The 14,148-nt window shown below is 71.7% G+C and carries 10 protein-coding genes; 4 read left to right on the top strand and 6 right to left on the bottom strand.

Annotation, left to right across the window (positions count from 1 at the left end; translation table 11 throughout):
• Positions 1-13: 13 nt before the first annotated feature.
• Positions 14-817, bottom strand: a complete 804-nt coding sequence (locus tag VMF51_RS17005; RefSeq protein WP_325475645.1) for an aminoglycoside 3'-phosphotransferase — start codon at positions 815-817, stop codon at positions 14-16.
• A gap of 39 nt (positions 818-856) precedes the next feature.
• On the opposite strand from VMF51_RS17005, the gene VMF51_RS17000 reads away from it, so the two are divergent.
• Positions 857-1,777 (top strand): methylenetetrahydrofolate reductase, encoded by a 921-nt coding sequence (locus VMF51_RS17000; protein ID WP_325475644.1) that lies wholly within the window; start codon positions 857-859, stop codon positions 1,775-1,777.
• A 105-nt stretch (positions 1,778-1,882) separates the two neighbouring features.
• Here VMF51_RS17000 and VMF51_RS16995 read toward each other — a convergent pair whose 3' ends face one another.
• Together VMF51_RS16995 and VMF51_RS16990 are read right to left on the bottom strand one after the other, a co-directional pair.
• The gene (locus VMF51_RS16995; RefSeq protein WP_325475643.1) at positions 1,883-2,290 is read right to left on the bottom strand and encodes a hypothetical protein; all 408 of its coding nucleotides are present in this window, start codon (positions 2,288-2,290) and stop codon (positions 1,883-1,885) included.
• An 88-nt stretch (positions 2,291-2,378) separates the two neighbouring features.
• Positions 2,379-2,894 carry a hypothetical protein gene (locus tag VMF51_RS16990; RefSeq protein WP_325475642.1) on the bottom strand — a complete coding sequence of 172 codons (516 nt, stop codon included), beginning with the start codon at positions 2,892-2,894 and terminating at the stop codon, positions 2,379-2,381.
• Between the two features lie 1,104 nt (positions 2,895-3,998).
• Here VMF51_RS16990 and VMF51_RS16985 point away from each other — a divergent pair.
• On the top strand, positions 3,999-7,385 hold the full coding sequence (locus tag VMF51_RS16985) for an Ig-like domain-containing protein (protein WP_325475641.1): 3,387 nt from the start codon (positions 3,999-4,001) through the stop codon (positions 7,383-7,385).
• A gap of 79 nt (positions 7,386-7,464) precedes the next feature.
• Here VMF51_RS16985 and VMF51_RS16980 read toward each other — a convergent pair whose 3' ends face one another.
• The 3 genes from VMF51_RS16980 to VMF51_RS16970 form a co-directional block, all read right to left on the bottom strand.
• Positions 7,465-10,071 (bottom strand): DUF4153 domain-containing protein, encoded by a 2,607-nt coding sequence (locus VMF51_RS16980; RefSeq protein ID WP_325475640.1) that lies wholly within the window; start codon positions 10,069-10,071, stop codon positions 7,465-7,467.
• Positions 10,068-10,754: a response regulator transcription factor gene (locus VMF51_RS16975; protein WP_325475639.1), complete on the bottom strand. Its 687-nt coding sequence runs from the start codon at positions 10,752-10,754 to the stop codon at positions 10,068-10,070. Before VMF51_RS16975 ends, VMF51_RS16980 begins: the two co-directional genes overlap by 4 nt.
• A 101-nt stretch (positions 10,755-10,855) precedes the next feature.
• The gene (locus VMF51_RS16970; RefSeq protein WP_325475638.1) at positions 10,856-11,395 is read right to left on the bottom strand and encodes a GNAT family protein; all 540 of its coding nucleotides are present in this window, start codon (positions 11,393-11,395) and stop codon (positions 10,856-10,858) included.
• A 35-nt stretch (positions 11,396-11,430) separates the two neighbouring features.
• Between VMF51_RS16970 and VMF51_RS16965 the strand changes: the two genes are divergently transcribed.
• Both VMF51_RS16965 and VMF51_RS16960 read left to right on the top strand, forming a co-directional pair.
• Positions 11,431-11,850: a hypothetical protein gene (locus VMF51_RS16965; protein ID WP_325475637.1), complete on the top strand. Its 420-nt coding sequence runs from the start codon at positions 11,431-11,433 to the stop codon at positions 11,848-11,850.
• Positions 11,851-12,013: 163 nt separating this feature from the next.
• Entirely contained in the window at positions 12,014-13,342 is a 1,329-nt protein-coding gene (locus VMF51_RS16960) for an HNH endonuclease signature motif containing protein (RefSeq protein WP_325475636.1), read from the top strand.
• The last annotated feature ends 806 nt before the right edge of the window (positions 13,343-14,148 follow it).

Genomic DNA, 14,148 nt, shown 5'->3' with positions numbered 1-14,148 from the left:
GGGCGCCCGCGCGCTATCCCCAGGTGAGGGGATCCAGGAGCAGGTGGAAGCGGAGTCGCTCCGCGTCGACCGGATGCCCGTAGTGGGATGCCAGGCCGGCGCCGAGCAGCGCGGCGTGCTCGGGCCAGGTGTCCTGGGCGTTGGCGAGCAGGAGCGACAGGTCGGCATGGCGGTCGGCCAGGCCGAGCCTGCCGAGGTCGACGTACCCGACGACCTCGAGCGACTCGGGATCCAGCACGATGTTCGGCAGGCAGAGGTCGCCGTGGCAGACGACGAGGTCGCCGTCCTCCTGCTCCAGACGGGGAGGCAGCTCGGTGGCGAGGCCCGCCAGCAGCTCACCCGGGTCCTGACCCTCCTGCTCGGGACGCAGGAACTCCGGGTTCACCGCATCACGTGCCACGACGTCCGTGGCGAGGCCGAACATGAGCCGCAGGCCCCGGTCGAAGGGGCACCCCGACGTCGGCGTCTCGTGCAGGTCGCGCACGGCGCGCACGATGTGCGGCCAGGCCGCCCCGACGCGGTGGGGCTCGAGCCGGTCGGCGGGGATGCCCGCCACGGCACTCGTCGTCAGGCAGGCCCCGGCGTCGTCGGACGACCAGTGCAGCACCTCCGCGACCGCGATGCCGTGGGCCGCGGCCCAGACCAACCGGTCGCGCTCCCGGGCGAGCTCGGCGACTTCGTCGGCGGCCACCACCTTGGCGTACCGGTCGCCGTCGTCGTGCACGAGGACCAGGGCCGAGGACTCGCCCACGTCGACCGGCGTCCAGCCGTCGTCGGGCACACCCAGGCGGGCCAGGTCCGGTGCTGTGGGTCTCACCCGATGGAGGCTACGGGTGCTGCCGTCTACCCTGCCGCCGTGGACGTCGCAGCGCGCATCAGGGAGGGGCGGGGCGACTTCGTCCTCTTCGCCGTCACGCCGCCCCGGCAGTCGACCCCGGCCGACCGGCTGCCCGACATCGCCCGCGCGACCATCGAGCGACTGGACCACCTCGACCTCGACGGACTGGTCCTCTACGACATCGATGACGAGAGCTCCCGCAACCCGGTCGAGCGTCCGTTCCCGTTCAGTCCGACGGTCGACCCGTCGACGTACCGGGCGGAGCACCTCCAGGCGTGGCGCACGCCGGTCGTCGTCTACCGCGCGGTCGGCAAGTACCAGCCTGAGACTCTCGGTACCTGGCTGTCCGCGCAGGATCCCCGCCGTACCCTGACCGTGATGGTCGGCGCCGCCTCCAGCGGCACCACCCCGCCGGTGTCCCTCGCCGACGCGCAGGGCCTGTGCGCCGAGCTGAATCCCGAACTCCTGCTCGGGGGAGTGGCGATCCCGGAGCGGCACAGCCGCCGCGAGAACGAGCACCTGCGCCTGATCGCGAAGCAGCAGGCGGGGTGCCGGTTCTTCGTCACCCAGGTCGTCTACGACCTCAACGCCGCCAAGAACCTCGTCTCCGACTACCGGTACGCCTGCGCGTCCGCCGGGCTCGTCCCGGTGCCGATCGTCTTCACCTTCTCGGTGTGCGGCTCGATGAAGACCCTGGAGTTCCTCCGTTGGCTCGGGGTCGACGTCCCGCGATGGATCGAGAACGACCTGCGGCACGCGACGAACCCGCTACGGGCGTCCCTGGAGCAGGCGGCGGCGACCGCCTCCGAGCTCATCGACTTCTGCCGTCGGCTCGACGTACCGTTCGGCCTCAACGTGGAGAGCGTCTCGATCCGGCGCGAGGAGATCGAGGCGTCGGTCGAGCTCGCGGCGCAGCTGACCGCGCACGCTCGCGCGTAGGTACGGCGCGGGTGGCTCAGCGCTTGCGAAAGAGGAGCACGCCGAGTCCCGCCAGGTGGATCGCGGTCATCGCGACCACACAGTTCGCCTGCGACCAGGCGGCTGTCACCAAGGTCGGTAGGAAATGCTGAACCGGGAGCCGAGCTCTGTCCGGAGCCGCTGCACGAGATCTCGTGCGCGCGCATCGAGAGCGTCGTACGCCTCGCTCGTCCGACGACGCGGGTCGGCGTCGAGAGCATCCATCTCGTCGCCCCACCGTGCGAGGTCCTCGATGAGCGGATCGCTCACTCCCAGGGACCTCCGCAGCCACTCGGGGTCCTCAGGCAGCAACCCTTCGGCATCCCATAACGGGACCTGCACGCCGTAGTCCCACATGAAGCGGATCACCGATCCCTGGACCGTGTGCTCGTCGACCCCGTCCTCATCATGAGGATGGGGTCCCGCCGACCAGTACGCACCATCCGGATAGTCGCCGAGGTGCCTCGGTGGACGCGCATCCTCACGGCTCGACACGTCCTGATCTCACCACAGCCGCCGTCCTCCCAACAGCACACCTGTGCGCTCGACCAGAGTTCTGGATGGCATGCCAGTGCGAGTGCCTTCAACCTCCTGCGCTGAACTGGTCGAGCTTGTCAGGGCGACAGTCCACGGGAAGCTTCTCCGTGATTCCGCTGAAGTCGTGGCCCAGCCCGCGTCCACCTTCGACCCAGTCACCCAGGCGGATGGTCGCTCCCTCCGACTCGATCACCACGTCCTCGTCCTTGCCGCTCACCGTTGTCCCGTACGGCCACACGATCACCAGATCTCGTTGCCCGGGGCGGGCGGGGTCGCCGACGAAGCCGACGCATCGACCGCCGACCAAGCCGATGCGGCCGGCAGAACCGGTGCCGATCTCTTCGGGGTCGTGTGCCTGGAGGGGGCGGGAGTAGTCGACGTGGCGGCCCTCGACGGCGACGACGATGTTGCCGGCCTCGATCACCCGGTTCTGTCCGAGGAAGCGCAGACCGAGGGCTCCGGCGGAGGCGGCGAGCCCGACCACCACGAGCGCGATCAAGCTTCGTCGGGGCCAACGGCGTTGTGGCCGCTTCCTGACCCGCGCTTTCAAGGCGGTGTTCACGACGCGCATGATGCCAGCGCGCGAATCGCCGAGGAGCGAAGTCTCGTGCCGATCAGATCGAGAGGAGCGCCCGACGGCGCAGTTGACCGACTCACGAATTGACCGGAACAGGTCAGCTGCAGGAAGTACCGCCGTCGCCGGAGCCACCATGGCCACCGCCGTCCGACCAGCCCGCAGCACCGAGAGTGCCGCTCCAGCCGGCAGTGTGGCCGGCGCGACGGCGTACGTCGGGGTTAGCTGGCACTAGGACGGCGTCGAGGAAGGCGGCCAGGACGACCATTGCCACCAGCCATGTGGCCGCGGTTGCGACGACAGCCGTCCGGCCACCGTGGTTCAGCACGACAGCCGAGACCGCGACGACCAACGCCACCACCGCGACCGCGGTGAAGGTGAGCCACGCAGTGCGGGAGTGCGGAGCGAGGCGACGTGTGAGGGTGCGCATGCGTCAGTGTGCTCCGGTTCGGGCGTGGCCGCCAGAGGTCCGAGCTGCTTGTGCCTCCGCTCCTCGGCAAGACCGCGCTTGGCGGCAGATGCGGGCGAGCGCGCATTCGCGGTCAATCGCGAGAGAGGCGGATTCCTAGGGAGACTCCCGCAGCCATCAGCGCCATGATGCCCAGCCCGGCGAGTGCATAGAACGCTCCTAGGACCAGTTCTGGATCCGCACTGTTTCTTTCACCTGCGCGCAAGAACCCGGCAATAAACAACAACAAGACTCCGGTCACGGCCGGCCCAAGTTCTCTCACGGCCCGGATCGTGCCACGACATCACAGTCGGTGATGGCAGTTTGCGTCACTCACGAACGCCCCTCGGGAAGCGGCAGATGAGTGCGTTGCTCAGACGACAGGGTCCATGGCCTCGACGTGCAAATAGGCGACCTCCCGGCGCCCTAGGTGACGACGATGACGTCGCCCTCACCGACCCGATGCGGCGGAACGTTGTCCACGATCAGCCATGCCAGGCAGGACGCCGACGACGGGACGGAGGTCACGCGCCGGCGTGAGGATGGTCACGGGACATCGGAGCCGAGGCGGTTCGTGGGATGGCCGGTCGTGCCACTTCGCGCATTCCCGCCCGCGGCACCGCGTGAGGAGCAAGGCTGTGCGGGTGCTGCACCTGATTCCCCGACGTGTCCGTGCCCTGCTGCTCACGACGACGGCGGGGCTCGTCGCCGCCTCCGTCGCGATCGCCGCCCCCGCGGCGGCGTCCGGTGCCGCGCCGGTGGCGAACGACGACGGCATCGTGGTGGCCGAGGGCGGCACGGCGACCACGCTCGCCGGAGTCCCGCTCGCGAGCGTGCTCGCCAACGACACCGACCCGGAGGACGACCCGCTGGTCGCCGTACTGACGAGCCTGCCCGATCACGGCACGCTCACGCTGAACCCGGACGGCACCTTCCGCTACGACCACGACGGCGGCGAGGTGCGGACCGACTCCTTCGCCTACCGCGCCAGCGACGGCACGTCGCTCTCGCCGGCCGCCGTGGTCACCGTGACCGTGACGCCGGTGAACGACGCCCCCGTGGCGGTCGACGACGCCTACACGGTCCCGGAGGACACCGTCCTGACCGTGACCGCGGCGAACCGGATCACCCTCAACGACACCGATGCCGAGAGCGACGCGCTGACGGTGCTGCTCGTGACCAGCCCGGACTCCGGCAGCCTGACGCTGAACGCGAACGGCACCTTCACCTACCTGCCCGCCGCTGAGTACGCCGGGCCGGTGACGTTCACCTACCAGTCCTCGGACGGCTTCGCGCTGTCCAACGTCGCGACGGTGACGATCACCGTGACCCCGGTCAACGACGCGCCGGTGGCCGTCGCCGACAGCATCCGGCTCAACGAGGGCGCCACCGCGACGAACCTGGCGAACTGGTCCACGAGCGTCCTGGCCAACGACTTCGACCCGGAGAACGGCGTACTCACCGCCCAGCGGGTGAGCAACCCCGCCCGCGGCGTCCTGTCGCTGCAGTCGGACGGCACGTTCACCTACACCCACGACGGCAGCGAGACCACCACGGACTCGTTCACCTACCGCGTCAGCGACGGCGACCGCTCCTCCAACACCGCGACCGTGACCATCACGATCGATCCCGTCAACGACGCCCCGGTGGCGGTCGCCGACAGCATCGAGGTGGGCGAGGACGGGTCGGCGACGGCGCTGGTCGGGGGAGCCACCAGCGTGCTCGCGAACGACACGGACGCGGAGAACACTCCGCTCTCGGCCGTGGTCACCCGGAACCCCGCTCACGGCTCGCTGACGCTGAACGCCAACGGCACTTTCCGCTACACGCCGAGCGCCGACTACTCCGGGTCCGACTCGTTCGCCTACCGGGCCTCCGACGGAAACGCCCAGTCCGCACCGGCCGAGGTCAGCATCACCGTGACGCCGGGCAATGCGGCCCCGGTGGCCACGGCCGACGCGCTGAGCGTGGCGGAGGGTGGCACCGCGACGACGCTCACGGGTGGCGCCACCAGCCTGCTGGCCAACGACACCGACGCCGACGGCGACACCCTGACCGCGCAGCTGGTCAGTGACGTCACCCGCGGCACGCTGACGCTGAACGCCAACGGCACCTTGACCTACGTGCACGACGGCAGCGAGACCACCTCGGACTCGTTCACCTACCGTGTCAGCGACGGCGACCGGTCCTCGAACACCGTGACCGTGACGATCACCGTCACGCCGGTCAACGACGCCCCGGTGGCCGTGGGCGACAGCATGACCGTGGCCGAGGGTGGCACGGCCGCCACGCTCAGCGGTGCCGTCACCAGCGTCCTGGACAACGACACCGACGCCGAGGAGCAGTCCCTGACCGCGGTCCTGGTCACCGGTCCCTCGCGCGGCACGCTGACGCTGAACCCCGACGGCACCTTCAGGTACACCCATGACGGCGGCGAGACCCCGACCGACTCGTTCACCTACCGGGCGAGCGACGGCGACCGATCCTCGAACACCGTCACCGTCTCGATCACCGTCAACCCGGTCGACGACGCCCCGGTGGCCGTCCCCGACGCCTACACGGTCGCCGAGGACGCCACGCTGACTGTCGCCGCGCCCGGGGTCCGAGGCAACGACACCGACGCGGAGGGCGCCGTACTGACCGTCGCGCTCGTGAGCGACGTGGCCCATGGCCGGCTCGTCCTGAACTCCGACGGCAGCTTCGCCTACACCCCCGACGCCGGATACTCCGGCCCCGACGCCTTCACCTACCGCGTCTCCGACGGTACGACGACCTCCGTCCCCGCCGCGGTCGCGCTGACCGTCACGGCGGTCAACGACGCGCCGGTCGCCGTGGCCGACGCGGCGTCGGTGGCCGAGGGCGGCACGGCGACGGCCCTGGTCGGCGGCGCCACGAGCGTGCTGGCCAACGACACCGACGCCGACGACGACCCGCTGTCCGCGGCCGTGGTCACCGGTCCCGCCCACGGCACCCTGTCGCTCGACGAGGACGGCACGTTCTCCTACGTCCACGACGGCGGGGAGACCACGAGCGACTCGTTCACCTACCGCGCCTCCGACGGTACGGCGACCTCCGCCACCACGACCGTCGCACTGACCATCACCCCGGTCAACGACGCGCCGGTCGCGGCGCCCGACGCCTACACCACCGCCAAGGACACCACGCTGACCGTCGCCGCTGGGGCGCGCGTGACGCTCAACGACACCGATGCCGAGGGCGACGCGCTCACCGCCGTACTCGTGACGGAGCCGGCGCACGGCACGCTCACCCTGCGCCCCGACGGCACGTTCACCTACACCTCGGCCACCGGCTACGCCGGGTCGGACTCGTTCACCTACCGGGCGCACGACGGCTCGGCGGGCTCGACGCCCGTGACGGTGACCCTTGCCGTGACGGCCCGCAACGAGGCCCCGAGCATCAGCGGCCTCTCCGACCAGGTCGTGCAGGACGGCGGCCGGCTCGGCAGCATCGCGTTCACGGTGGACGACGACGTCACGCCGGCCGCCGACCTGCGGGTCAGGGCCGTCTCCGACGACACCCGATTGGTCCCACGCTCGGCGCTCACCGTGAGCGGCACCGGTGCTGAGCGCCGGCTCGGCCTCGAGTTGCCGGCCGGCCGCTGGGGCACCGCCGAGATCACGGTCACCGTCGCCGACGCGACCGGCGCGCGCGCCAGCGCCAGTTTCACCCTGACCGTGCTGCGCGGCCGCCCCTGCACCATCCAGGGCACCCCCGGCGACGACGTCCTCGTCGGGACCCCCGGCCGCGACGTGATCTGCGCCGGCGCCGGCGACGACATCATCCGGGGTCTGGGTGGCAACGACGTGCTGCGCGGGGGCGCCGGGGACGACCGCATCCTCGGTGGCGCGGGACACGACGTGCTCGCCGGCCGCGGGGGCCACGACGTCCTGATGGGAGGCGCGGGCTACGACCGGCTCCTGGGCGGGCCTGGTCGTGACCGGCTCGTGGGCGGACCTGGTCGTGACCGGATCGCCGGCGGCCCGGGCAGCGACTCGGTCGGCCGGCGGTAGCCCCTCGGCAGCGTCCCTAGGCCAGGTGCCCTCGTCGGTCAGCATCGTCGACGGCAGCCAGTCGGGCCCGGATGCCCCGTCACCGGTCTCCGACGGCGGCCTCGGGGCAGCGGACCTCGACGTACCTCCAGGTACCGGGGATCAGGACGCCTTCGAGGTGCTCGACCACGGCGTCGGCGGCGCGCGCCCGGCCGAGGTTCCATTCCAGCCAGTCGTCGTCGCTCTCCTCCCAGCCGGTGAGGGCGCAGGCGGCTCGGTCGTCCGGGAGCTCGGCGAGGACGGGGACGGCGTCGTCGGAGAGCTCCTGGAGGTAGGACCAGTCGACCTTGCCGGTCTCCTCCAGGCGGTCGATGTTGTGCCGCGCGATCCACGCGTCGGGGTTGAGCGCGGCCAGGCCGAGCAGCGCCGCGACGCCTGAGACGAGGGCGAACCGCGGCAGCCACGCGCCCCTCAGCGCGATTCCGCTCGCCAGCACGGCGAGCACGAGCAGCCCGAGCCAGCCCTCGAAGACGTCGACCAGCAGGCGCAACCGGGTGAAGCCGTAGGCCTCCTGGTAGACGTGCATCCGGTAGAGCGCCGATGCCACGACGACCAGGGTCTCGAGGCAGAGCAGTCCCACCGCGACCCGCAGCCAGAGCCTGTCCTGCGGCGTGGTCCGCGGCGCCTTGCGCGACGCCATCCAGATCACCAGCAGGGTCAGCGCAGTGGCGACGGTGAGCTGACCGAAACCCTGGTGGACGTAGTCGGCGTAGGTGAGGCCGGTTGTCTCGCGCAGGTAGTCGTGACCGCCGAACACCACGGTGGCCTGGGCGATCAGGAACGCCGCGAACACCACGATCACCACGGCGACCGGCGCCAGCCATTCATAGCGGTTGCCGACCGGGCGCGGCGTCGCGTCCCGACGCTCGACGCGGGGCGGGTTGAGTGCGAGGTACGCCGCCGCGAGGACCGCGCCACCGACCGCGATCGTGACGAAGATCCGCAGCACGACGGTGTCGACGGTCAGGTCCGGCAGCAGTGCGCCCACCCACTCGGCCAGCAACGCGTCCGCGGAGACGAGCAGTGCGCCGAAGACGACGAGCACCAGTGCCGACCAGATCACCGTCCGCAGCAGGGCGGCGCCCTGCGCCAGTCCGGGGAGCACGCCGAGGGTGCGGCCGAGCCACGGAAGTCCCCGGAGTCCGGCGAGCGGCCAGGCCAGCCCGCTCAGCACGAACCCGGGCACCGTGCGACCCCGGGTCACGCCGACGACGCAGGTGACCCCACCGGCGAGTAGGCACAATACGGCGATCCATTCCGCCGCCCGGAGTGCCGGGACGGCGGCGAGCAGCACGCACAGGCCGGCGCAGAGCCGGGTGAACCGGTCGCGCGGGTCCTGGCAGGCGGCGAGCACCACGCCGCCGGCGGCGAGCAGCAGCAGGAAGGTGCCGATACCGAGGCTGCGCTCGGGCAGGACCAGGCTGCCGAGGACGCCGGTGGCCAGCGCGCCGAGCAGCAGGCCGAGCCGTGCCGGGACGCCCCGCTCGGGCCAGAAGCCGCCGAGCAGGTCTTCCACGACCGAGGTCGGGGGGAGGGGGGTGGTCGCCGACGGCGCGGCAGGTGGTGCGGGCACCGGGAGCTCCTCGGGGTCGTCGATCGGGCGGTCCGGCGGCGCGAGGGGCAGGTCCACCCGCACCCGCGCACCGCCGGCACCGGGCTCGGGATCCAGGAACCGGATCGACCCGCCGTGCAGGTCGCTGACCCAGCGGGCGATGGCCAGGCCCAGCCCGGTGCTGCCCGTGGTGCCGCCATCGGGGGAGACGGCCACCGCGCGCAGCGTTCCGAACGGCTCGAAGACCCGCTCCCGGTCGGTGGCGGCGATGCCCGGCCCCTGGTCGTGGACCTCGATCCGGTAGCGCTCTCCCGTCCGTGTCGCTGACACCACGACCGTCCCGCCGGCGGGACTGTGCCGGGAGGCGTTGTCGAGCAGGTTGGCGACCAGCTGCCGGAGCCGGGCGGGGTCCGCCTGGACCACGAGGTCGTCGGGGTCGACGCGGACGTCGTACTCCACCTGGCGTCCGAGGACCCGCGCCTCCGCGACAGCGGCCTCGAGCAGTGCGCCGATCGAGACCGGCGCCGGCGTGAGCGGCGCCCTGCCGGCGTCGACCCGGGCGAGGTCGAGCAGGTCCTCGACCAGGCCGCTCATGCGTTCCGCCTGCGCGAGCGCGGCCGCCAGCGTGTCCGGGTCGCGCGGGGCGACGCCGTCCACCACGTTCTCCAGGACCGCGACCAGACCTGCCAGGGGAGTGCGCAGCTCGTGGCTCACGTTGGCCACCAGGTCGCGGCGCTGCCGGTCGACGGTGGCGAGGTCGCGGGCCATCCGGTTGAACGCGCGGGCCAGCTCCCCGACCTCGTCGCTGGAGGTGTCGGTGACCCGGACGTCGTAGTCGCCCTTGGCCATCCGCTGCGCGGCAGCGGTCATCTGGCGCAGTGGCGAGGTCATCCCCACCGCGAGCAGCTGGGTGACGCCGAGTGCGAGCGCGACGGTCACGGGGATGCTGAGCCAGGCCGCGACCCCGGCGGCGCGGCCGACGGAGGCGATCACGGCCGCGACGGTGACGCTGACGGCGACGAGCAGGCCGAGCTTCACCTTGACCGAGGCGACCCGGGCCAGGGGCTCGGCCCGCGGGGACGTCGGCCCGCTCACGCCGGCAGCTCCAAGGCGTACCCGACGCCGTGCACGGTGCGGATCAGGTCCGCGCCGACCTTGGCGCGCAGGCCCTTGACGTGGCTGTCGACGGTGCGGGTGCCGGTGGCGCCGTCCCAGCCCCACACGTCGGCGAGCAGCTTGTCGCGGGTGACCACCGCGCCCGGCGTCGCCGCCAGGCAGAGCAGCAGGTCGAACTCGGTGGGCGTCAGCCGCACCTCCTCCGCGCCACACCACACCCGCCGGGCCGGCGCGTCCACGCGCAGGTCACCGAGCTCGAGCGCCTGGCGACCGGCGAGCTCGGTGGCCCGCGCGACCCGCCGCAGGAGTACGCCGACCCGCGCGACCAGCTCGCGCATCCGGAACGGCTTGGTGAGGTAGTCGTCGGCGCCGACCCCGAGGCCGACCAGCACGTCGGCCTCGTCGGTGCGGGCGGTGAGCATGAGGACGGGCACCGGTCGCGCGGCCTGGATGCGGCGACAGACCTCGTGACCGTCGTAGCCGGGCAGCATCACGTCGAGCACGACCACGTCGGGACGGTGCTCGGCGTCCGCGGCCACGGCGCCGGGACCGTCCCAGGCCCGGACGACGTCGTACCCCTCGGACTCGAGGCGGTCGGAGACGGCCTGGTTGATGACCGGATCGTCCTCGACGACGAGGACCCGGCGGCTCGTGCTGCGCATGTCCCGAAGGCTAGGCGCGCGGGCGCGCAGGACTGGGGGACGACGTGTGGAGGTTCTGTGCAGATGTGGACGCAGGTGGAGCTCGCGCTCGCGTGCCGCCTCTAGCTCGGGGGCCGATCGATACGGAACAGCAGGCTGCGCCGCTGCGTACCGTCTCGTCGGACCCGGACATCCTGGTGCGTCCCCAGATCGCGCGCGCCGAGCTTGCGGATCGCGGCCGCCGACCGCTCGTTGCGCTCGTCCGTGCGGAGCTGGACCCAACGAGCTCCGTGGCTGAACAAGGCCGCGAGGAGCAGGCGTTTGGCCTGGTGATTGACACCGGTGCCCCACTTGTTCGGGTCGACCTGGGTGCCGCCGACCTCGACGCCGGCCGGGTCGGCGGGATCGAAGAGCACCGAGGTCATACCGACGATGCGTCCATCGAGACGGATGACCAAGGTCGTGCGACGGCCGTCGACCAGCTTGGCCCGGATCATCGCGTCCAGGGCGTCCGCGTCGGTCGGGATCACGCGGGGGATGTGCTCCCAGGCTCGCCCATCCGCCAGGGCGGCGAAGAGCGACGAAGCGTCGTCAGAGGAGTAGGGGCGCAGCGACAGATCACCTTCGCCGATCCCGGCGCCGAGATCCAGCGGCCACTTCATCCGCACATCCTCGTGGAGTGGGCAGGATGGACGCCATGATGTCGAGGGGCTGGCTGCTGCTGGGGGCGGTGGGGTTGGTCGTGATGGTCGTCGCCGGCGCCTCGGCGCCCCTGCAGCCGGAGCTGTTCCACTCGGGCGGCGCCTGTCAGAAGGCCCCGTGCGGCACGCTGGAGGATCCTGAGCGGTGGCGTCAGGCCTGGTGGCTCTGGGTGGTCGGCGCCCTGGTCGCCGCGGTCGCCGCGGCGTTCGTCCTCGCGCCACGGCGGCCGGACGCACAGAGCGTCCTGCTCCTGGGGGCGTCAGCGGTGATGACCGTCCTTCCACTGCCCGTGTTCGTTCTCGTGCTGTCGCTGCTCACCTCCGTGCAGGGTGTGGCGACGGCTGCCGTCCTGGCGCCCCTCCTGGGGGTCGCGGTGCTCGGCTCGTGGGCGCGGGCACTGCGGCGGGGGTGGTGACCCCGGCGGTCGGCGATCTGTCGGGGACGGGCACGGGAGGACAACGGGAAAGTTCGAGCGGACCAGCAGCGAACGGTTCCTCGGATTGTGGAAACTCGGTTGCGATCGAACGTGCGTTCGACCATACTGGGATGGTCATCTCGTAGAGCTCTCGGAGGCTCGCATGGCCCACCCGATCCGCCAGGCCGCGGCTGAGATCGCCGGTGCGCTGAAGTCAGTCGCCGACGTGAACCCCGCCTTCATGACCGCGCCCGACAAGGCGGCGGCATTGGTCGAGCTGGCCGCGGTCGAGGCACGGGTCGCCGAGCTCCGTCTCCGGGTCACCGCCGACGCCGCTGACGTCGCCGAGGAGACCGGCGCCCGCGACGCAGGCGCCTGGACGGCGTCCGCGACGCACCGCCGCCGGGGCGACTGCGCGGCCGACCTGCGGTTGGCCTCGGCGCTGGGGGAGCGGCCGGTGCTGGCGGCGGCGTTGCGGGAGGGGCGGGTGAACCTCGACCAAGCGCGCGTCATCGCCTCCGCCCTGGCCAAGCTGCCGGCCGAGGTGTCCTCGTCCGTGGTCGACGAGGCCGAGGCCGCCCTGGTGGGGTACGCTGACCGCTTCGACCCCACCGAGCTGGCCCGTCTGGGCCGTCGCATCCTCGACGTCATCGCCCCGGAGATCGCCGAAGCCGTCGAGGCCCGCCACCTCGCCGACCTCGAAGCCTCCGCCCACCACCGCATGCGCCTGGGCCTGCGCGCCCTCGGGGACGGCACCACGAGGATCAGTGGCCTGATCCCCGACGCCTCCGCGGCCCGCCTCGCGACCTACCTGCACGCCTTCACCAACCCCCGCCGCGACGACACCACCCCGCCGGCTGACCCGTCGCTGGTTGAGGAGGGACCGAACGCCGACTCAACGCTGGTTGAGGTGCGAGCGAAGCGAGCCTCGAAACCCAGTGAGCCAACCAGCAACCCCGTGCCCTACGGCCGCAAGACAGCCCAGGCGTTCTGCCACCTCCTGGAGACCCTCGACCCCACCCGCCTCCCGATCCACGGCGGCGATGCGACGACGTTGGTCGTGACCATGTCCCTGGACTCGCTTAGAGCAGACCTCGCCACCGCGACCCTCGGCAACCCCGCTCCGGGCGACTCCCACGACCGGATCACCGCCGCCGAGGCCCGCCGCCTGGCCTGCACGGGAGGGATCGTCCCGGCGGTCCTCGGCGGGAAGAGCGAGGTCCTCGACCTCGGCCGCAGTCAACGCTTCTTCAATCGCGCCCAGCGCCGCGCCCTCGCCATCCGCGACGGCGAATGCCGCGCCGAGGGTTGTCACATCCCGGCACCGTGGTGCGAAGCCCACCACGCCGGCACCCCCTGGGCCGCCGGCGGCCGCACCGACCTCGCCGACGGGATGCTGCTCTGCTCCCACCATCACCACCGGGCACACGACCCGACCTACGCCACCGAACGCATCCCCGAGGGCGGCGTCAGATTTCACCGACGAACGTAGGTCGGTGGTGTCGGGCATCTACCGGCAGAGTGCCGCAATCCGCAATCTGCAATCCGCACTCGCGGTCGGGTCGGCGTCCAGGCCGTGGTGCGAACAGTCCCAGCGTCCGCGGACTCGTCTGCTGCAGGCGTGCGAGCACGCGGAAGTTACGTGTGGCGGCGGAAGGAAACGGCTGCTCCACGGGGAAGTGCGGATCGGGATCTTCGGGCACTCTCTTGTGTTCTACGAAGGCGCACGATGACGTGACCGCCGGTTTCGTCCTCGCCGAGGGGACGAAACCCCTCGGCGTCTGGATGACGTCACCACGCAGGTCGGCATGGCGACGGATCGCCCGATGGCGCAGTTGACCGACTCACGACTTGACCGGAACAGGTCAGCTGCAGGATGTACCGCTGTCGCCAGAGCCACCATGGCCACCGCCGTCCGACCAGCCCGCAGCACCGAGAGTGCCGCTCCAGCCGGCAGTGTGGCCGGCGCGACGGCGTGCGTCGGGGTTAGCTGGCACTAGGACGGCGTCGAGGAAGGCGGCCAGGACGACCATTGCCACCAGCCATGTGGCCGCGGTTGCGACGACAGCCGTCCGGCCACCGTGGTTCAGCACGACAGTCGAGACCGCGACGACCAATGCCACCACCGCGACCGCGGTGAACGTGAGCCACGCAGTGCGGGAGTGCGGAGCGAGGCGACGTGTGAGGGTGCGCATGCGTCAGTGTGCTCCGGTTCGGGCGTGGCCGCCAGAGGTCCGCGCTGTTACGTCTCCGCTCATCGGCATGACCGCGCTTCCTATCGGGCGGCACTTGCGAGCG

This window comes from Nocardioides sp. (assembly GCF_035503875.1).
GTDB lineage: Bacteria > Actinomycetota > Actinomycetes > Propionibacteriales > Nocardioidaceae > Nocardioides.
This window is presented reverse-complemented; position numbering and strand designations above follow the sequence as displayed.